This is a genomic window from Rhizobium sp. CECT 9324 (genome assembly GCF_918741265.1).
In the GTDB taxonomy this organism is placed as follows: domain Bacteria; phylum Pseudomonadota; class Alphaproteobacteria; order Rhizobiales; family Rhizobiaceae; genus Allorhizobium.
Genome location: NZ_CAKKMZ010000001.1, coordinates 3,569,153 through 3,588,571, shown reverse-complemented (window position 1 = coordinate 3,588,571; position 19,419 = coordinate 3,569,153). Strand labels below are relative to the sequence as shown.

Sequence of the window (19,419 nt, the reverse complement as noted above, 5' to 3'; positions counted from 1 at the left end):
GTCCGGGGCCTTTTCTATTTGAGCAACGGCTTGCTGTTGCGGCAATGAAAAACCCCGGTCTGACGACCGGGGTTTTTTGTCTGCGCAGGCATACTGACTACTGGCCGTTACTACTGGATGACCGGCGGCTGACTGAGATCGATCGCGGGGGCCGGAACGACCGGTGCCGCACCGGCCGGCGCGGGCGTCGGAGCCTGCCCCGGCAGGCCGTTGTCGCCGAGCGGCGGCAGGCCGAAATTCGGCTGCGGCGTTGCGCCACCGTCGCTTCCGAGCGGCGGAAGGCCAAAGTTCGGCTGTGTCGAGCCACCATTGTCCAATCCGGAATTCGGGATCTGGATTTGGATCGTCTCACCATTCGGCACTGCCTGATCTCCCTTGTAGTGCATGACCAGTCCGGGGAAGGCGATGACGATCAGAATCATCAGAAACTGAATGATGATATAGGGCACGACGCCCTTGTAGATATCCAGCGTCTTGATCCCGTCGCGCATCTGCCCCGTGACCTTGTCCTTCCATCGACCTTCAGGCGCGACAGAGCGCAGGTAGAACAGCGAGAAACCGAACGGCGGCGTCAGGAAGGATGTCTGCAGGTTGATGCCGAGAATGATGCCGAACCAGACAAGGTCGATACCATGGCTCTGGGCGACCGGTGCCAGCAGCGGAACCATGATGAAGGCGATTTCGAAGAAATCGAGGAAGCAGCCGAGGATGAAGATGATGATCGTGACGGCGATCAGGAAGCCATATTCGCCGCCGGGCAGTGCCAGCATCAGGTCTTCGATCCAGACATTGCCGTTGATGCCGTAGAAGGTCAGGCCGAACACGCGGGCGCCGATCAGGATCATCATGACAAAGGCCGAGAGTCGCGTGGTGGCGTCCAGGGCATTCTTCAGGATGGCGATCGACATGCGGCGCTTGGCCGTTGCGATGATCAGCGCGCCTGTCGCGCCCATTGCGCCGCCTTCGGTCGGCGTGGCGATGCCGAGAAAGATGGTGCCGAGAACCAGGAAGATCAGGGCGAGCGGCGGGATCATCACGATCACCACTTCCTGCGCCAGGCGGGAAATGATGTTCAGGCTGAAGGCCTTGTTGACCAGCGCGAAGACATAGACGGCGATGACGCTGAAGCTCAATGCCGCGACCAGCTGCCATTCGGGGCTGGCGATGCCGGTAAACAGCACTTCATGGCCGAGGAAATAGAGGCCGGCGCCGACGGCGATCATGACAAAAAGCGAGGTGACGCCATCACCAAGCGTGCGGGCTTCCTTGGGAAGTGCCGGGGCCCATTCGGGTTTGATCAGCGTGACGACGAAGATATAGGTGCAGTAGGCGGCGATGATCATCAGGGCCGGATAGAGTGCGCCGACATACATGTCACCGACGGAACGGCCAAGCTGGTCGGCCATGACGATCAGGACGAGCGACGGCGGCACGATCTGTGCCAGCGTTCCCGACGCGGCGATCGTTCCCGATACCAGGGGACCGTTGTATTTGTAGCGCAGCATGATAGGCAGAGAGATCAGGCCCATGGCCATGACCGAGGCCGCAACCACGCCGGTTGTGGCACCCAGCAGCGCGCCGACGAGGATGACCGCATAGGCAAGACCGCCGCGGACCGGACCGAAGAGCTGGCCGATCGTATCGAGCAGATCCTCGGCCATGCGGGATCGCTCAAGGATAATACCCATCAGCGTGAAGAACGGGATCGACAGCAGCGTGTCGTTGTACATGACCCCATAGATGCGTTCGGGGTGGGATTGCAGCAGTGGCCAGAACAGGCGGATTTCGGAGGAGAAGACCGACAGTTCGACGCCGATGGCAAAGTAGATCAGTCCGCCGGCTGCCAGCGTGAAGGCGACAGGATAGCCGAGCAGCAACAGCGCCATGACGCTGGTGAACATGATCGGTGCAAGGTTGTGGGCAATCAGGTCGATCATGTTACTGCTCCAGCTCCTGATTGACATCCATGGCGTTGGGCTTTGCCTTGAGGTGGCCGCTGAGGATCGCAGCCCGCTTGATGATCTCGGAGACTGCCTGGGCGGTCAGCAGGATGAAGCCGACAAGGACGGCGGCCTTGGCAGGCCAGATGATCAGGCCACCGGCGCTTGAGGACATTTCGCCCGACCAGAAGGAATTCCAGAACCATGGCCAGGCAAGCCAGGCCATCAGGAAAGCAAACGGCACAAGGAAGATGGTATGCAGGATCAGATCGATCCAGTCGCGCGTCCTCTGGCTCCAGGAACTGGAGAGAACATCGATGCGAATATGTTCGTTTTCCAGAAGCGCATAGGCGGCACCGAGCATGAAGACGGTACCGTACAGATACCACTGCAGTTCCAGCCAGGCGTTTGACGAAACGTCAAACAGCTTGCGGACGACGGCATTGCCGGCGCTGATCAGGACCGCAGCCAGCAGCAGCCATGAAACCGAGCGCCCGATGGCCCTGTTGATCGCGTCGATCAGCCGGGTGATGGCCAACAAGAATGTCATTGCAAATCTCTCCCTAGACTTACCTTCGTGCATAGAACATGCGTCAGGGGCACGCAACCGGGACCCCCGGCATTGCAGGGGAACGCGTACTAAAGTCCTAGGTCTTTGGAGGGGGCTTGTGGATGTGCGTCCGGCAGAGCCCGGGTTCATCGCGATGGCCGTGCAGGGATCAATGATCGGCGGGGCAAGGGAACAATTTTAACATTTCCGGTTCCCTGACTTTAACAGGTTGTGCGATAGCCATTTGTCTGCCGCTTCCAAGCAGGTCAGGGTCTGCTCTTGGCGTCGCGTCGCTTTAATGTTGTATTTCCAGACCATAGTGCATCATCCCTGTTCACGCGCCCTGTGAGACAAATGAAAGAGATCGTGCTTGTCTACTGACATTCGACGTCTAGCTTGCCTGGAGGGCAGATGACAAAGGCGGACATGAGGCAGACCGTGCCGACAGATGTCTATCTGTCTTTTGTCAGTTCCCTGTTCGACAACCGAGCGACTTTGTTTACCGGAATGGTCGTGCACATTGTGACGTTCGTCGCGGTGTATGTGCAGACCCAGGCGCCATTCTATATTTTCCTGGCCTGCTGCTTCGCATTCGTGTTCGCCAACCGGCTCTATTGGTTTTTCCAGTTCGACAAACTCGACAAGTCCAAACTGAGCCGCGCGGAGATCGCGCGCTGGGAGCGGCGTTATGTGCTCGGTGCCGCCTCGACTGCGGCCATTCTCGGCATCGGCAGCGGGTATGCGCTGCTTGCTTTTGAGGAAACGTTTGCCGAGCTGGCCTGCATCGCGGTCACGATGGCGTCGATGGTCTCCGTCGTGGGGCGCAATTACGGTTCGAGGCTTGCTGTCGACCTGCAGACGCTGGCCTGCTGCGTGCCGATGGTCATCGGCAGCCTTCTCGCGCACGACATGTTCAAGGCGCTGCTGGCGCTGATGCTTATTCCCTTCGGCCTGACCACGCGGGCGATGGCCAATGGCGTGCGGGAATTCCTCTATGACAATGTCATTGCGTCGCGTGAAATGGCAAAGATTGCCGACCGCTTCGATACGGCGCTAAGCAACATGACGCATGGGTTGCTGATGCTCGATCCCGACAATCGGATCGAGGTGATCAATCGCAAGGCCTGCGACCTGCTGCATCTTGGCGAGCGCAGCCGACTGCAGGGATGCGATCTGGATGTGGCGCTGCGTTATGGCGTGCGGCATACCTTTGTCGATGGCGCGATGCCTCACCTGCTGCAGAAGCAGTTGGCGCAGCTGGTCCAGGGAGCGACGAGCCGGGCGGTGATGCATTTCTCCGATGCTCTCGTCCTCGAATTTTCCGCCAGCAAACGGGACGAGGGCGGGGTTGTTCTGATTTTCGAGGATGTCACCGCGCGCATCAGTGCGGACCGCAAGATCCTGCATATGGCGCGTTATGACGGGCTGACCGGTCTGCCGCAACGCGGCTATTTCGGCGATCTTGTGCGCGAGCGGCTGGAGTGGACCGGCGATCATGGCACGCAGGTCGGTTTCATGATTGTCGACGTCGATGACTTCAAGCATGTGAACGACTTCAAGGGTCACCTGAACGGCGACCGGCTGCTGGTTGCGATCGGCGAGCGTCTGACCCTGCTGGCAGACGGTGTGGCGGTGGTCGGGCACCTGGTCGGCGACCAGTTCGTGCTGTTTTTTCCCAATGCCGACGATCAAGACGATCTCGAGCCGCAGATGCGGTCCCTGCATGCGCAGGCTGCCGGATACTACGATATCGAGGGCCTGAGGCTTCCGGTTGCGTTTTCGGCCGGTGGTGCCGTGTTGCCGAGCGACGGCCTGCTGATGGAAGATTGGCCGGTGAAGGTTGATATCGCGCTGTTCGAAGCGAAGTCCCGTGCCAAGGGCAGCTTTACCCTGTTCGTCGAGGAAATGGATGCGCGCTACAATGAGAGCCAGCGGCTGAAGGCCGATCTGCGGGCGGCAATTGCCGACAATGGCATCACGGTCATGTACCAGCCGATGTATACGCCAGACGGCCGCGACGTGAAATGCTGCGAGGCGCTGGCGCGCTGGACGCATCCGGACAAGGGGCCAATCGCTCCCAACATCTTCATCCAGGTGGCAGAAGAAATGGGGATGGTTGCCGAGATTACCCGGCAGGTGCTGCGCATGGCCTGTCGCGATTGCCTGACCTGGCCGGAGACCATTGCCGTGTCCGTCAATCTGTCGGTGCACGATCTGCGCGGGGAGGGGCTGGTCGACGTGGTGAGGGCGATCCTTGCGGACACCGGCCTGCCGGCTGGCCGGTTGCATCTCGAAGTGACCGAAAGCAGCCTGATCGAAGAACTGTCCGCTGCCCGTGCGGTGCTGGATACGCTCAGGGCGATGGGGATCACGATCTCGATCGACGATTTCGGGACTGGATTTTCCAGCCTCAGCTATCTCGACACGCTGCCGATCGACATCGTCAAGATCGATCGGTCATTCGTGCGTGATATCGGTGAGAACGCGCGGCGCCTGAAGCTGCTGCGGGGCATTGTCAGTCTGGCGCGCGGGCTTGACCTGAAGATCGTCGTTGAAGGCGTGGAGACGGCCGAGCAACTGGCCCTGCTGGCCAAGTATCATTGCGCAGACCTGATCCAGGGCTATGTCTATTCGATGCCGATTTTCTCCCAGGCGGTACCGCAGCGCGTCCGGCAGGCGCAGGCCAAGGCAGGGAAAAGCAAAGCCGACGTGGCCTGAATTAGACGTATCTACATTTCGCAGGTCAGCGGTAAGTATGGTTTGCACGGCATGGCGCAAAATGGTTGCATATGAAAGCATTAAGCTTAACTGATTGAATTTTAATAATCTATTAATTCTAGGGGGAGCGGAACAATTTTCTCCATGTTAGCGATCAACCAATTGTTAACCATGATTGGATTGACGCCATGGAGTTGGAAGGCTTCCCCGAGAGGCTTATGCGGTATCTTGATCACATCGAATATCGGCGAATTGAAAGCAGCGAGGACATGGAGGCGATCGAGCAGCTGCGCTACAAGGCGTACAAGGCTGCCAATGTCTTGCCGGTTGCCGCACCCAGCATGATCGACGATGCCGATTTCGATCAGCATGCCTATGTGTTCGGCGTGTACTACTTCGAGGAACTCGTCAGCACGATCCGGCTGCACCATGTCACGCCACAGCACACGTTGTCGCAATCGGCGGGGGTCTTCCCGGAGATCATGGAGGCTTATCTCGAAGGAGGCCTGACGCTGATCGACCCGGCCCGGTTTGCCGTCGACCCCCATGTCGCAGCCGAACTGCCTGTGCTGCCTTACCTGACGCTGCGCCCGAGTATCGTTGCTGCGGCATTCTTCAAAGCCAATCTGGTTCTGCAGCATGTCCGGCCATCGCATGCGGCATTCTATAAGCGGGTCTTCTACGCGCAGACCGTGGTCGAGCGACGCATGACCGAGATCTACGGGCTGGAACTGACGTTGATGGCGACGAACACGCATACGACCGGCGCCAAGCTGCTCAAACGATATCCGTTCTTCGATTCGGGCGTGCACGAGCGCCGGTTGATGTTCGACCGCGGAACCCATCTGGAGCCGCTGGCGCCCCTGACGATCCTGCCGTCCGCGCGTCTGGTCGCCACCGGCAAGATCAGCGGCGCTGTTGCCGGTCTTGATTATTAATCAAGGCGACGGTGGGCAGATTGCACTCGGCGAAACCATTGTGTATTCGAGGAAAGACAGATTTGGCTGGAATCGTGCCCGTGCTTGTCGAAGCATGTGACCGGGTCGGCCATTCAAGCCTTTAGATGGGAGACAGAGCATGAGCGAACATCATTCCGGTCCGGTCGAAACCGGCGCTCCGATGAACTACGCGGAACACGAGAAGACCTATGACATGTTCATCGCCGGAACAAAGTTCGGCACGATCATCCTGGTTGCGCTGATGATTGCCATGGGCATCGGGTTCTTTACCAGCGCCGGCCTGATCGGTGGCTTTCTCGCTTGGGTCGCTTTGAGCGGCGCCGGCGTCGTGATGATGCGCTAAGGTCGCTTGGCGGTCTCCTCCGCCGATCGAGATGTTTTCTGAAAGACCGCTGGTCGTGGCTCGATGGAGGCCGGATCAGCGGTTTTTTTATGCGCCCGGTTACGGGCTGTTCAAGGCGTCCTGGATGTTTTCACTCAAACAAAAAGCGGCGAGGGGGCTCGCCGCTTTTTGTCTCGGTGTGCGATCGCTGACCGAATCAGCTTGTGGTGCGTGTGCGCGCAAGCCCCTGTTTGGCGGGATCGTATTTCGGATCGAGCTGCAATGCATGCGAATAGGATTTTGCCGCGCGGGCTTTTTCGCCGCGACGCTCGTAAACCAGTGCCTGGTTCGCCCAGCTCTCGGCCAGCTTGTTGTTCAGTTCGATCGCCAGATTGAAGTCGGCGAAGGCATTCTCGTCATTGTTGAGCGCGACATAGGAAACGCCCCGGCCGTTGTAAGGCTCAGGCGCGCGCGGCGAGAGTGAGATGGCCTTCGAGAAGTCCTCGATCGCCTTGGCGTGGTCGCCACGGAGCTGGAAGATCAGGCCGCGATTGTGATAGGCACGGCCATCGGTCGTGTCGAGCTGGATGGCGCGGTTGAAATCGCCAAAGGCCTCGTCGACGCGGCCGGCCTGACGGTAGATATTGCCGCGACCGATATAGGCGACATCGTAGTTCGGATTGATCTTCAGCGCCGCGTTGTAGTCGGCTGCGGCTTCGACCGGCTTGCCCATGTTGCGATAGACGAGGGCGCGGTTGGCATAGGCCTGATAGAAGCTCGGGTTGAGCTGAAGTGCGACATTGAAATCGTCGATGGCGCGCTTGAAATCGCCGGAGCGCCCGTAGGCCGAGCCACGAACGTTGTAGCCTTCCGGATCGCGCGGATTGGACTGGATGACGCTGGACAGCGACGCGATGTTTTCCTCGGACCCCTGGGCGCGGTCAAGGGTGATGACGTCGGTCGATTCGTTGGTCGTTGCACAACCGGCGAGAGACAAAAGTGCAATCACGGCTGCGGCTGAAACATAGCGTCTCTTACGGTCGGCGGTGAGGGCGGTCGAAAAGACGGTCGTTTCGGTCATGATTGCTAGTCGTCCAGCCGCTGGGCGCAGGCGAACCTGACGGGCAGCGTTAAGTTGAGTTACATATCAAAAGAGCGGCGGCGATTGTTCGCCCCCGCCCTCATTTCACAGGAAAACGTCTAAATCGGGGCCGATTAGCGAGCAGCCGCCGGGCGAGCCGGAGCAGCAATCAGGCCTTCGCGCTGCATGCGCTTGCGGGCCAGCTTGCGAACGCGACGAACAGCTTCAGCCTTCTCGCGAGCACGCTTCTGCGATGGCTTCTCGTAGAAGTCGCGCATCTTCATTTCACGGAAGATGCCTTCGCGCTGCATTTTCTTCTTGAGAGCGCGGAGCGCCTGATCAACGTTGTTGTCGCGGACAAGTACCTGCACGTCTATCCCGTTCCTTTGGTTCTTTGAGTTGTCATTCCGAAGACGAACGATCCATCAACGGAAAAAGCAATGCGTTGCGCGGGCCTTTGAGCCCGGCGATTAGCGAGGGCAATTAACAGATCGCTTCACAGAAGTCCATATGGCGCAAGTGTTCCCGTCAAGATATTTTGCTTTCTCGCGGGGCAACAGCGGGCGTGTCGAAAGCTGAGTGCCATTGCGTCGCAAAACGGACGTCATGACGCATATTGATTTGCGACTGCTATAGTCCTACCCAGGTGCCTGAACCACAGGAGTTTAAGGCGAATGCGCAAATATTCGGTCTTTGCCGTTGTCCGTGAGGCAATGCGTGCCCACAAGGGATGGGAGGCTCAGTGGACCTCTCCCGAGCCCCGGCAGTCCTACGACGTGATCATCATCGGTGCCGGCGGCCATGGCCTCGGTGCGGCCTATTATCTGGCCAAGGAGCACGGCATCACCAATGTCGCTGTCATCGAGAAGGGCTGGCTGGGCGGTGGCAATACCGGCCGCAACACGACGATCATCCGGTCCAACTATCTCTATGAAGAGAGCATGGACATCTACGAGCATTCGCTGAAGCTCTGGGAGGGTCTATCCCAGGACCTTAATTACAATGTCATGTATTCGCCGCGCGGCGTGATGATGCTGTCGCATAATGTGCATGACCAGCAGTCGTTCAAGCGCCATGTGAATGCCAATAATCTCTATGGCATCGACAATGAGTGGCTGACGCCGGAGCAGGCCAAGGCCTTCTGTCCGCCGCTCGATATTTCCAAGACCGCCCGCTACGCGATCAATGGTGCGGCGTTGCAGCGGCGGGGCGGCACCGCCCGTCATGATGCGGTCGCCTGGGGCTTTGCCCGTGCGGCGTCTGATCGCGGCGTGCATATCATCCAGAACTGCGAAGTCACCGGCATCCGCCGTGGCCCGAATGGTGAAGTTACCGGCGTCGACACGACCAAGGGCTTCGTCGGCGCGAAGAAGGTCGGCGTTTCGGCGGCCGGCCATTCGTCGGTCGTCATGGGCATGGCGGGCGTGCGTCTTCCGGTGCATTCGACACCGCTACAGGCACTGGTGTCCGAGCCGATGAAGCCGATCTTCCCTTGCGTGGTGATGTCGAACACGGTGCATGCCTATATCTCGCAGTCGGACAAGGGCGAACTGGTCATTGGCGCTGGCACGGACCAGTACAATTCCTACAGCCAGACCGGCGGCATGCAGATCATCACGCATACGCTCGACGCCATCTGCGAGCTGTTCCCGATGTTCCGCCGTGTCAAGATGATGCGCCAGTGGGGTGGGATTACCGACAACACGGCCGACCGTTCGCCGATCCAGAGCGTGACGCCGGTTCAAAACCTGTTCGTCAACGCAGGCTGGGGAACCGGCGGTTTCAAGGCGACGCCGGGTTCGGCCAATCTGTTCGCGCATCTGATCGCCAAGGGCGAGCCGCATCGGCTGGCCCAGGGCCTGACGCTGGATCGCTTCCGCACCGGCCGCCTGATCGACGAGGCAGCCGCCGCTGCCGTTGCTCACTGATTTCAAGGATCGATCAACATGCTGATCATCAAATGCCCCTATTGCGAAGAAGAGCGCGCAGAGCTCGAGTTTCGCGCCGCCGGCGAAGCCCATATCGCCAGGCCTGCCAATATTTCGGCGATTTCCGACGAGGAATTTGCCGACTATTTCTTCCTGCGCGACAATCCGAAGGGTCTGATCTTTGAACGCTGGCGCCATATGCATGGCTGCGGTCGCTTCTTCAACGCGGCTCGTGACACCGTCAGCGACAAGATCCTCTTGACCTACAAGGCCGGCGAGCCGATGCCGGATCCGGCAACGCTTGTCGCTTCCGCCGAGCCGAAGGGAGACAAGGCATGAGTGCTGCCAATCGTATTCCGGGCAAGGGCCGCCTGACGCCCGCCCGCACAGCCCGCTTCACCCTCGATGGCCGCAGCCTGACAGCCTATGAGGGCGACACCGTCGCTTCGGCGATGCTGGCCAACGGCATGCAACTGGCCGGCCGCTCGTTCAAATACCACCGTCCGCGCGGCATCCTGACCGCAGGTCCGGAAGAGCCGAATGCGCTGCTCGACATTTCGCGCGATGCGGCCCGCCGCCAGCCGAACGTGCGCGCCACGGTCCAGGAAGTGTTCGACGGCATGCGTGCCGAGACGCAGAATCGCTGGCCGTCGCTCACCTTCGACATCAGCGAAGTCAACAACCTGCTGGCGCCGTTCTTTGCCGCCGGCTTCTACTACAAGACCTTCATGTGGCCGAAGGCCGCCTGGCACCAGATCTATGAGCCCTTCATCCGCCGTGCTGCCGGTCTCGGCGTCGCGCCGAAGGAAGCCGATCCGGATCATTATGCCAACCGTTATGCCCATTGCGACGTGCTTGTCGCTGGCGGCGGGGCTGCGGGTCTTGCCGCAGCGCTTGCGGCAGCAAAGACCGGTGCGCGTGTGATCATCGTCGACGAACAGCCCGAAATGGGCGGTGCCTTCCATTACGATCTCGATGCGGCCGTCGAGGGGCAGAACGGCTATGACTGGGCGCAGGCAACCGTCGCCAAGCTCAAGGCCATGGCGAATGTCACCGTGCTGACCCGCACGACGGCCTTCGGTTATCACAACCACAATTATGTCGCGCTGGTCGAGCGTGTGACCGACCATATCTCGAACCCGGGCAAGGCCTTGCCGCGCGAACGTCTGTGGCAGGTGCGGGCCAAGCGGGTGATCATCGCCAGCGGCGCCATCGAGCGCCACATGGTGTTTGCCAACAATGACCGTCCGGGCATCATGCTGGCCTCTGCCGGCCGGACCTACCTGAACCATTTCGGCGTGGCCGTCGGCGCGAAGGTCGGCGTCTATACGGCGCATGATTCGGCCTATGAAGCGGCGATAGATCTGAAGAAGGCCGGTGTTTCTGTTCCGGTCATCGTCGATGTCCGCGAAAAGCCGGGCGAGAAGGTGCTGGCCGAGGCCCGTGCGCTGGGTATCGAAGTGCTGACCGGTTCCGGCGTCACCGACACGGCGGGGCGCCTGCGCGTGCGTTCGATCACCGTTCGCCGCAATGGCGGCGGGTCGAGCCGCAAGATCGAAGTCGATGCGTTGCTGATCTCGGCCGGCTGGACACCGTCGGTGCATCTGTTCTCGCAGTCGCGCGGCAAATTGAAGTTCGACGCTGCCAATGACCGCTTCCTGCCGGATGTCTACGTGCAGGATTGCATCTGCGTCGGCGCCTGCAATGGCACCGACGACCTGCAGGCCTTGCTCGACGAGGCGACCGCTGCCGGTACGGCGATGGCACGGGCGGCGGGTGCTCCCGAAGCTTTGCCAGTCTCGCTTTCCGGTGCCAATGCGCACGACTGGACCGGCGGCATGGTTGGTGCGGCCGAAGGGGCCGGTCGTGACACGACGGTCAAGGCTTTCGTCGATTTCCAGCACGATGTCTGCGCCAAGGACATTCGTCTCGCCGTTCGCGAAGGTATGCATTCGATCGAGCACATCAAGCGATTCACGACGAACGGCATGGCCTCCGACCAGGGCAAGCTGTCGAACATGCACGGTCTGGCGATTGCCGCTGAAGTGCTGGGCAAGGAGATCCCGCAGGTCGGTCTCACGACTTTCCGTGCGCCCTATACGCCTGTGACTTTCGGTACGCTGATCAACCACTCGCGTGGCGAGCTGTTCGATCCGACCCGCAAGACGCCGATGCATGCCTATGAAGTCAGCCAGGGCGCCGAATACGAGGATGTCGGCAACTGGAAGCGTGCATGGTACTACCCGAAGCCGGGCGAGGACATGCATGCGGCGGTCAACCGCGAATGCAAGACCGTTCGCGACGCTGCGGGCGTGTTCAACGCCTCGACGCTCGGCAAGATCGAGGTTGTCGGCCCGGATGCGGCCGAATTCCTCAACCTGATGTATACAAACGCCTGGGACACGCTGAAGCCGGGCAAGGCGCGCTATGGCATCATGACCCGTGAAGACGGCTTCATCTATGACGACGGCGTCGTCGGTCGTCTTGCCGAGGACCGTTTCCATGTGACCACGACCACGGGCGGTGCGCCGCGAGTGCTCAACCATATGGAAGACTATCTGCAGACGGAATTCCCGCATCTGAAGGTCTGGCTGACCTCGACCACCGAACAATGGGCGGTGATCGCGGTGCAGGGTCCGAAGGCACGCGAGATCATTGCGCCCTTCGTCGAGGGCATCGACATCTCCAACGAGGCCTTCCCGCATATGAGCGTCGCTGAAGGCACGTTCTGCGGCGTGCCGACGCGTCTCTTCCGCGTGTCCTTCACTGGCGAACTCGGTTTCGAAATCAACGTGCCGGCCGATTTCGGCGCCGATGTGTTCCAAAAGATCTGGGAACGGGCGCAGTCTTTGGGGGCGTGCCTCTACGGTACCGAGACCATGCACGTGCTGCGCGCCGAGAAGGGTTATATCATCGTCGGCCAAGACACCGACGGCACTCTGACGGCGGACGATGCCGGCCTTTCCTGGGCCGTGTCGAAGAAGAAGACCGACTTTGTCGGTATCCGCGGCATGAAACGTCCGGATCTGATCAAGGAAGGACGCAAGCAGCTTGTCGGCCTTCTGACCAAGAACCCGAGCGAAGTGCTCGAAGAGGGCGGCCAGATCGTCGCCAATCCGAACCAGCCGAAACCGATGACCATGCTCGGACATGTGACCTCGTCCTACTGGTCGGAAAACCTCGGACGTTCCATTGCCATTGCGATGGTCGCCGGCGGACGGGCGCGCATGGGCGAAACGCTCTATGTGCCGATGAAGGACAAGACCATCGCGGTCGAAGTGACCGACATGGTCTTTGTAGACAAGGAAGGAGGTCGGATCCATGGCTGAACCTGTGATTGTTGAACGTGTGATTGCCGAACGCCGGCCCGTTCTCTCCGGCTACCAGGGCGGAAGCGCCAAGGTGCGGCTGACGCCGGCTTTGCCGGCCGGACGTGTCGTGCTGCGCGCCCGCGCCGAAGACGTGGCCGCTCTGTCGACGTCGCTTGGGCTGAAACTGCCGGTCAAGCCAAGGGCATCGGTCTCGTCCAAGGCGCGCACGGCTTTCTGGATCGGTCCGGATGAATGGCTGCTGATCGACGAAAAGGGCGGCGACCTGATGGCAGATTGTGCCGCCTCCGGCGTGGCACATTCGACGGCCGACGTCTCCCATCGCAATACCGCGATCATCGTTTCCGGCCCGGCCTCGGCGGGGGCGATCAACAGCGCCTGCGCGCTCGATCTGTCGCTTGCCGCCTTCCCGGTCGGCGCCGTGACCCGCACGGTGTTCGGCAAGATCGAGATCATCCTGCACCGCGTCGAGGAAGAAACCTTCCGCGTCGAATGCTGGCGATCCTTTGCCACTTATGCCTTCGGCATGCTGGCCGAAGGGGCGGAAGACGCCTCGCTCTGAGCATTGTGAAAGGCTGGGGAAACCCAGCCTTTTTGCTCGCTATCTAGTCCTGCCACCCCACCCACTTCACCCAGCGCCCGTGAAAATCGGCCCGGCCGATCTCGCGGGTCTCGCCGTTGGGCCACAGAGTAAGCAGGATCGCCGCGCCCTCCGGTTTGTCATCGGCTTCGAGCTGCAGGCGGGCAAGCGGTGCCTCTGACGTGGCGCGTGCGCCTGCCTCGGCGATCAGGGCTTCGCCCTCGGCTTTCAGCGCTGCCGGTAGATATTGCCAGGCAATAGTGTGGTAGACGACGTGGGTCATGCCGGGATGCGCTTGCAAGAGCCGGATCCGCAGCCAGTCGATGGCGTCGGCCTTTTCGACCCGGATCTGGCTGGCGGCGGCGATGGCAAGGGCTGCTGCCGTTCTCTGCAGGCGATCCGTCTGGTCGGCCCAGATATAGGAAAACAGCCGGAGCTGGTCTGCTTCCAAGCCGGGATCGAGCGGGTTCAGGTCGCAGCCGGCGCGGTCGATGATCTCGATATCGGCGATCGGCGGTGAGGGGCCTTGCCATGCTGGCTGAAGCACGACCGGCGACGGACCGCCCCATTCGACCTTGCCCAGCGTGTAGGCATAACGGTCCCAGTGCAAGTTGAGACCGGCGCTAGCGCCGACTTCGGACAGGTGCAAAGGGTTGCCGCATATCTCCGCGATTGTCAGGAAGCCTGGCAGGAGAACCGAAGAGCGGCGGACTTCGTTGGTCTGCGGCGCTGACTTCAGGCGCTGAAGGATGAAGTCCTCGTTGCGGACAAGAGCAGTTTCGACGGAGGCCCAAAGGTGCTCGTCGGTGACATCATGCGGAGGATAGACTTGAGCAAGGTCCAGATCCAGACCTGAGCGCACCAGAGCATGAAGGCAACCGGCCAGCCTCAGGGCCAGCGCATCTCCGGTGCCGTCGGGATTGCCGGGCCAGCCAAGGAGCGTTGTGCCGACCGGCGTCTCCTCCGTCAGGCGTTCGGCGGCCAGCGTGCACAGTCGTGCGATAAACGGCGAGCCGAGATCGGTGCAGGCCTTTGCCTGGCGGCGGAAACTCTGGCGAATGATCTCTGCGCGTTCGTGCGGCATAGCCCCTCTCACACGCCTGCCGGGCGATCCTTCGGGTCGAACTGGGAGATGGTGATCCAACTGGCCGTCAGGGCTGCCTTGCGTTCGTCCTCGATCTCGACAGTCAGGTCATAGGTGTTCATCAGCATGCCGGCGCCGCGAAAGCGGGCACCAGCGAGCAGGAAGGAGCCGCGGATGCGCTTGTTGCATTTGACCGGCGACATGAAACGCACCTTGTCGAAACCGTAGTTGATGCCAAGCGTCTGTTCGCGGATCTTGGGCAGGCAGTCGTAGTTCATCGCCGAAAGCAGGGAGAGCGTCAGGAAGCCGTGGGCGATCGTGCCGCCATAGGGCGTTTCGGCCGCAGCGCGCACGGGGTCGGTGTGGATGAACTGGTGGTCATTGGTCGCGCCGGCAAAGGCGTCGATCATGGTCTGGTCGACAGTGATCCAGTCGGAGACACCGACGACGGTTCCGACGAGCCCCGGAACCTCGGACAGAGAAATCTCACGCGGCATGGAACCTCACTCTTTTGTCGATATTTTCCGACAGGTTATAGGTGGTTCATGTCATGCGGAATAGCCGCGTTGTGCCTCTCAGCAACAAATCATGCTTCGAGCCAGAATTCGACAGAACGCGGTCTCAGGTGAATTGCCGTCGCACCGCGCCCGGTGGACAGCTTCTTCCATTTCCGTCCCGTTTCGGGACGAAGGCTCATGTCGCGCGTCTCATGCGCGCGATTGAAAAGAACGGCGATGCGGGCCGGCTTTCCGGTCTGGCGATCCAGCGTTTTCAATAGCATGGCAAAGACCTTGAGATCCGGATCTTCCCAGTCGGCAACGGTCATAGCGTCGCCACTTGCCGAAAGCCATTCGACGTCGCCATTGCCCTCGAGGAATTGTGTGTCGGAGAACGCGGTGAAGCGCTGGCGCATGGCGGCAAGGCTTGCGGTCGTTTCCAGCAGTTCGCTGTCGCGGTTTTGCCAATCCAGCCAGGTGAGAGCATTGTCCTGGCAATAGGCATTGTTGTTGCCGCGCTGGCTGCGGCCGAATTCGTCGCCGGCCGTCAGCATGATCGTGCCACGGCTGGCAAAGAGCGTGGCGAGCAGGGCTGCCACATCCAGCCGGCGGTTGCGCAGGATCGTGCGGTCTGTGGTCTCGCCTTCGGCACCGTTGTTCCACGAGTGGTTCTCGTTATGGCCGTCGCGATTGTACTCGCCATTGGCTTCGTTGTGCTTGTGTTCGTGCGAGACGAGGTCGAGCAGGGTGAAGCCGTCATGGGCGGCGATGAAGTTGACGCTGCGGGTCGCCTTGCCGCCGTGGTGGGCGAAGAGGTCGGCGGAGCCGGCCAGAGCCGTGGCGAGGTCGCCGGTCAGGTGGCTGTCGCCGCGCCAGTAACGGCGAAAGGTATCGCGGGCGCGGTCATTCCATTCGAGAATGGGAGGCGGAAACTGGCCGAGCTGGTAGCCGCCTGGGCCGATGTCCCAGGGTTCGGCGATCATGATGCGGTCTTCCAGCACATCGTCCTCAAGCATGGCCTTCAGCGTCGGCGCATCGCGGTGGAAGCCGTCCCAATGGCGGCCGATGATCGGCGCGAGGTCGAAGCGGAAACCGTCGACGCCGCCCTGCAGGACGAAGTGGCGAAGGGAATCGATGATCAGCCGGCGCAGCATCGGATGATCGCAGGCGAGGGTATTGCCGCAGCCGGTGTCGTTGACAAGCGTTGAGGGATCATCCGGCAGGTGGCGATAGAGCGAGCGGTTGTCGATGCCGCGCATCGACAGTGTCGCGCCCTGCACATCGCTTTCGCCGGTGTGGTTGAAGACGAGGTCGAGGATGACGCCGATGCCCTCGTGATGCAGGGCCGCGACCGTGTCGCGCAGTTCCTTGACGCCGCCCGGCACCAGGCGGGGATCGAGCGCCATCAGGGCGATCGGGTTGTAACCCCAGCTGTTGGTGAGGCCGAGCGGCGGCAGGTGGCGCTCGTCGAGCCATGCGGTGATCGGCATCAGTTCGACGGCATCGACACCGATCTTTTTCAGATGGGCGATGACCGAGGGATGGGCGAGGGCTGCCAGCGTGCCGCGCTGCGCTTCAGGCACATCGGGGTGCAGCATGGTGAAAGGTTTGACCGCGACTTCGTAGATGAAGCCGCCGCGCGGCAGGAGCGGCATCATCGCCTTGACCGGCACATCGCGGGTGACGATGGCTTTCGGCACAAGGTCGGCGGTGTCCGTACCGAATTCTGCAAGCCTGGGATCGTGGACAAAAGGGCGATCGAGCTCCTTGGCATAGGGATCGACGAGCAGTTTCGACGGATCGTACCAGTGGCCTTCCGCCGGATCGTAAGGGCCATGGGCGCGGAAGCCGTAACGGGTGCCTTCGCCGGCGCTTCCAACAAAAAGCCGGTGCACATCGTCTTCGCCGCGCGTCATCGGCAGGCGGGCGTTTTCCGTGCGGCCATCGGCATCGAAGAGGCAGAGTTCGATCAATGTGGCGTGATGCGACCAGAGGGAAAAATCTGTGCCGGCGGGATGCAGGACGGCTCCGAGAGGGTTTTGGCTCATGACGTCTTCCGCGGTTTGGGGTGGCGAATCTCTCTGTGTCACGCCGATAGGTTAGCACCTGCTGAAGCGGACGAAACGCTTGCGGGTCGTCTTCAGGTTGCTTTGTTCCATTTTCCACGGCGTGGGCCCAAGAAAGTTCGCTATTGACAGCATACCAACTGGTTGGTTTAATGATGTGCAAGAGGAAGGGCGCCGACATGAACGAGATCATCCACCCGTCACGCATGAAGCTGCTGGATGCCACGCTCGGTCTGGTCCGTGAGCAGGGTTATGCGGCAACGACGGTGGACGATATCTGCCGGCGTGCCGGCGTCAGCAAAGGTAGCTTCTTCCACCACTTCAAGAGCAAGGAAGAACTGGTCCTCGGCGCGGTCGATCATTGGAACCAGTTCACCACCGACGTCTTCGAGCAGGCGCCATACCAGAGCCTCGCCGATCCGCGCGACCGCATCCTCGGCTATGTCGATTTCCGCATGGCCATCCTCGACCTCGATGTGCCGGAATTCACCTGCCTGCTTGGCACGCTGGTGCAGGAAACCTATCAGTCGCATCCCGCGATCCGCGAAGCCTGCGATCTCGGCATGTCGGCGCATATCGCAAGGCTGGCCACCGATCTCGAGCTTGTACGCGCGCGGTACGCTGCGGATGCGGCATGGACGGCGGAGAGTGTCGGCTATTTCATTCAAGCGGTGCTGCAGGGCTCGTTCATCTTTGCCAAGGCGAAACTCGATCCGGAGATTGCCCGTGGGAACCTTCGGCATCTGCGGCGCTATCTCGACATGATCATGCGCGTGAAAGATTGAGACCTAGACGAAATCACCAGAGGAGGAATGACAATGCCCCATACAATCCGACTGCACCGCGTGTTGAAAGCGTCGCCGGAAAAGGTGTACCGCGCCTTCATGGATCCGGACGCCCAGTGCAAATGGGTCCCGCCCTATGGTTTCGTCGCCAAGATGCATCACTTCGAATCGAAGGTGGGAGGCACGTTCCGGATGTCGTTCACCAATTTCACCACGCAGCAATCGCACAGTTTCGGCGGCACCTATCTGGAGCTCATTCCGGGCAAGCTGATCCGCTACAACGACGTGTTCGACGATCCCAACCTGGCGGGCGAGATGAATGTCACGGTGGATCTGACGGAAGTGTTCTGCGGGACGGACATCAAGATCACCCAGGCGGGTGTGCCGGAAATAATCCCGGAGGCGGCCTGTTATCTCGGCTGGCAGGAATCGCTGGCGCAGCTCGCTCTGCTGGTCGAGCCGGATATCCAGCAGGAGTGATTGATATCAAACGAGCAGGTCGAAGTGCTTCAGGGCAATGTCGGCTATGGTGTAGATATCATTGAAGTCATAGCGGCGCCCGAATTTCGGTTTCCAATATCGGCCATGCGCCAACCAGTGTCGAAATTTGAAGGCGCCGCGCAACTCTCCGATGATCACTCTTGCACCGTCAAATCGGTCGATCCAGGTGCCGAAAATGTCGTCCTCCAGAGAGGCATGCGTTTGTTTGTGTCCATATATCTCACGAAACGCGCGCGAAATCGGATCTTTTCTTCGTTGCTGGCACCGTTGAAGGTAGTCAATTCGGAAGGATGCTTCCACTGCCGCCAGCACTGCCATGGAGGAAGACAGCTCAATTTCGTTCAGCCGTTCTTGCAACTCCGTGGTCAGGTCGCTCTTAGAATATCCGATGAAACGCATTGAGACCTGGGCCGAAGTGAAACTGAAATAAGCTCTGAGAGCATTTTCAAGATCGCTGTGATGGAGCGCGATATGCGAAATGGACTGATTGTCACCGGAAAAGGCAACACGATCAGCCATTCGCAACTTCCATAACCAGTTCGAACAGCGAATCCTGTGTCAGATCGATATAGGATACTTGTGGCGGCATGGTCGCAATCTTCCATGTCCAATCGATGTCGGTCGGAGGCTCCGTCACTGGACGTGGGTTGTCACCATCTCTTTTTACCGTCACCTTGATCTGAGGTCGCTGAGCGTCACGGTCCGCCAGAATGAGGCGAGCTTTTCCGGCGGCACCTTCAACATCGACACGGCCTTTTGTGCCGATCAAAAGTGTTCCAATCGGTGTGAATACAACATGTTGCTTGCCAATTTGAAGCACCATCTGTCGCGCAGTGTATTCGCCGATGTTCTCTTCGTTCAGCAACACATCCTTGTAGCTGATGGCGATGGTTCCGCCGTCAATGTAAGGCTTCAGGAAAGCCTCCACCGCCGTGTACAGTACGTTGAGATAGTCAAGCCATTGGTCGCGTTCCTGACACCAATCCACTGATGCGGCTTCAATCTCCGTGGACTGTTGCCGCAAGACAAATTCATCAAATTCTGCAGCGTTTTTCCTCGGCGTGTTCATAACCGTTCCG

General features: G+C 60.2%; 18 protein-coding genes. 9 read left to right on the top strand and 9 right to left on the bottom strand.

The window, feature by feature from the left end; all coding sequences use genetic code 11:
• Positions 1 to 110 precede the first annotated feature (110 nt).
• Both LQ231_RS17415 and LQ231_RS17410 read right to left on the bottom strand, forming a co-directional pair.
• Positions 111 to 1,937, bottom strand: coding sequence for a TRAP transporter large permease subunit (locus LQ231_RS17415; protein WP_230172503.1), 1,827 nt, complete (start codon positions 1,935 to 1,937; stop codon positions 111 to 113).
• Between the two features lies 1 nt (position 1,938).
• Entirely contained in the window at positions 1,939 to 2,490 is a 552-nt protein-coding gene (locus tag LQ231_RS17410; RefSeq protein ID WP_230172501.1) for a TRAP transporter small permease subunit, read from the bottom strand.
• A gap of 411 nt (positions 2,491 to 2,901) precedes the next feature.
• Between LQ231_RS17410 and LQ231_RS17405 the strand changes: the two genes are divergently transcribed.
• The 3 genes from LQ231_RS17405 (at position 2,902) to LQ231_RS17395 (ending at position 6,510) form a co-directional block, all read left to right on the top strand.
• On the top strand, positions 2,902 to 5,208 hold the full coding sequence (locus LQ231_RS17405; protein ID WP_230172499.1) for an EAL domain-containing protein: 2,307 nt from the start codon (positions 2,902 to 2,904) through the stop codon (positions 5,206 to 5,208).
• A 218-nt stretch (positions 5,209 to 5,426) separates the two neighbouring features.
• Entirely contained in the window at positions 5,427 to 6,146 is a 720-nt protein-coding gene (locus LQ231_RS17400) for a hypothetical protein (protein ID WP_230172497.1), read from the top strand.
• Between the two features lie 139 nt (positions 6,147 to 6,285).
• Complete coding sequence (locus tag LQ231_RS17395) at positions 6,286 to 6,510, top strand: aa3-type cytochrome c oxidase subunit IV (RefSeq protein WP_230172495.1); 225 nt, start codon at positions 6,286 to 6,288, stop codon at positions 6,508 to 6,510.
• Positions 6,511 to 6,706: 196 nt separating this feature from the next.
• Here LQ231_RS17395 and LQ231_RS17390 read toward each other — a convergent pair whose 3' ends face one another.
• Positions 6,707 to 7,570: a tetratricopeptide repeat protein gene (locus LQ231_RS17390; RefSeq protein ID WP_113142184.1), complete on the bottom strand. Its 864-nt coding sequence runs from the start codon at positions 7,568 to 7,570 to the stop codon at positions 6,707 to 6,709.
• 134 nt (positions 7,571 to 7,704) lie between these two features.
• The gene (rpsU, locus tag LQ231_RS17385) at positions 7,705 to 7,941 is read right to left on the bottom strand and encodes a 30S ribosomal protein S21 (RefSeq protein WP_113142183.1); all 237 of its coding nucleotides are present in this window, start codon (positions 7,939 to 7,941) and stop codon (positions 7,705 to 7,707) included.
• A gap of 303 nt (positions 7,942 to 8,244) precedes the next feature.
• Between rpsU and LQ231_RS17380 the strand changes: the two genes are divergently transcribed.
• Genes LQ231_RS17380 through LQ231_RS17365 form a run of 4 tightly spaced genes read left to right on the top strand, consistent with a single transcriptional unit; the run spans position 8,245 to position 13,389 of the window.
• Entirely contained in the window at positions 8,245 to 9,498 is a 1,254-nt protein-coding gene (locus LQ231_RS17380) for a sarcosine oxidase subunit beta family protein (protein ID WP_230172493.1), read from the top strand.
• Between the two features lie 18 nt (positions 9,499 to 9,516).
• Entirely contained in the window at positions 9,517 to 9,837 is a 321-nt protein-coding gene (locus LQ231_RS17375) for a sarcosine oxidase subunit delta (RefSeq protein WP_113142181.1), read from the top strand.
• Complete coding sequence (locus LQ231_RS17370) at positions 9,834 to 12,827, top strand: sarcosine oxidase subunit alpha (protein ID WP_230172491.1); 2,994 nt, start codon at positions 9,834 to 9,836, stop codon at positions 12,825 to 12,827. The genes LQ231_RS17375 and LQ231_RS17370 overlap by 4 nt, the downstream gene beginning before the upstream one ends.
• The gene (locus LQ231_RS17365; protein ID WP_230172488.1) at positions 12,820 to 13,389 is read left to right on the top strand and encodes a sarcosine oxidase subunit gamma; all 570 of its coding nucleotides are present in this window, start codon (positions 12,820 to 12,822) and stop codon (positions 13,387 to 13,389) included. The genes LQ231_RS17370 and LQ231_RS17365 overlap by 8 nt, the downstream gene beginning before the upstream one ends.
• Positions 13,390 to 13,432: 43 nt before the next feature.
• On the opposite strand, the gene LQ231_RS17360 is transcribed toward LQ231_RS17365, so the two are convergent.
• The 3 genes from LQ231_RS17360 to glgX all read right to left on the bottom strand — a co-directional run bounded on the left by LQ231_RS17360 (position 13,433) and on the right by glgX (position 17,036).
• Complete coding sequence (locus LQ231_RS17360) at positions 13,433 to 14,491, bottom strand: DUF2332 family protein (protein WP_230172486.1); 1,059 nt, start codon at positions 14,489 to 14,491, stop codon at positions 13,433 to 13,435.
• Between the two features lie 8 nt (positions 14,492 to 14,499).
• Positions 14,500 to 14,988 carry a MaoC family dehydratase gene (locus LQ231_RS17355; RefSeq protein WP_230172484.1) on the bottom strand — a complete coding sequence of 163 codons (489 nt, stop codon included), beginning with the start codon at positions 14,986 to 14,988 and terminating at the stop codon, positions 14,500 to 14,502.
• An 89-nt stretch (positions 14,989 to 15,077) separates the two neighbouring features.
• A complete protein-coding gene (glgX, locus tag LQ231_RS17350) occupies positions 15,078 to 17,036 on the bottom strand; it encodes a glycogen debranching protein GlgX (protein WP_230172483.1) in 1,959 nt (652 codons plus the stop codon).
• Positions 17,037 to 17,233: 197 nt separating this feature from the next.
• On the opposite strand from glgX, the gene LQ231_RS17345 reads away from it, so the two are divergent.
• Both LQ231_RS17345 and LQ231_RS17340 read left to right on the top strand, forming a co-directional pair.
• The gene (locus LQ231_RS17345; RefSeq protein WP_230172482.1) at positions 17,234 to 17,839 is read left to right on the top strand and encodes a TetR/AcrR family transcriptional regulator; all 606 of its coding nucleotides are present in this window, start codon (positions 17,234 to 17,236) and stop codon (positions 17,837 to 17,839) included.
• A 33-nt stretch (positions 17,840 to 17,872) separates the two neighbouring features.
• On the top strand, positions 17,873 to 18,319 hold the full coding sequence (locus tag LQ231_RS17340; protein WP_230172479.1) for an SRPBCC family protein: 447 nt from the start codon (positions 17,873 to 17,875) through the stop codon (positions 18,317 to 18,319).
• Positions 18,320 to 18,325: 6 nt separating this feature from the next.
• Here LQ231_RS17340 and LQ231_RS17335 read toward each other — a convergent pair whose 3' ends face one another.
• Both LQ231_RS17335 and LQ231_RS17330 read right to left on the bottom strand, forming a co-directional pair.
• Positions 18,326 to 18,859, bottom strand: a complete 534-nt coding sequence (locus tag LQ231_RS17335) for a hypothetical protein (protein WP_230172478.1) — start codon at positions 18,857 to 18,859, stop codon at positions 18,326 to 18,328.
• Positions 18,852 to 19,409: a hypothetical protein gene (locus LQ231_RS17330; RefSeq protein ID WP_230172476.1), complete on the bottom strand. Its 558-nt coding sequence runs from the start codon at positions 19,407 to 19,409 to the stop codon at positions 18,852 to 18,854. The genes LQ231_RS17335 and LQ231_RS17330 overlap by 8 nt, the downstream gene beginning before the upstream one ends.
• Positions 19,410 to 19,419 lie beyond the last annotated feature (10 nt).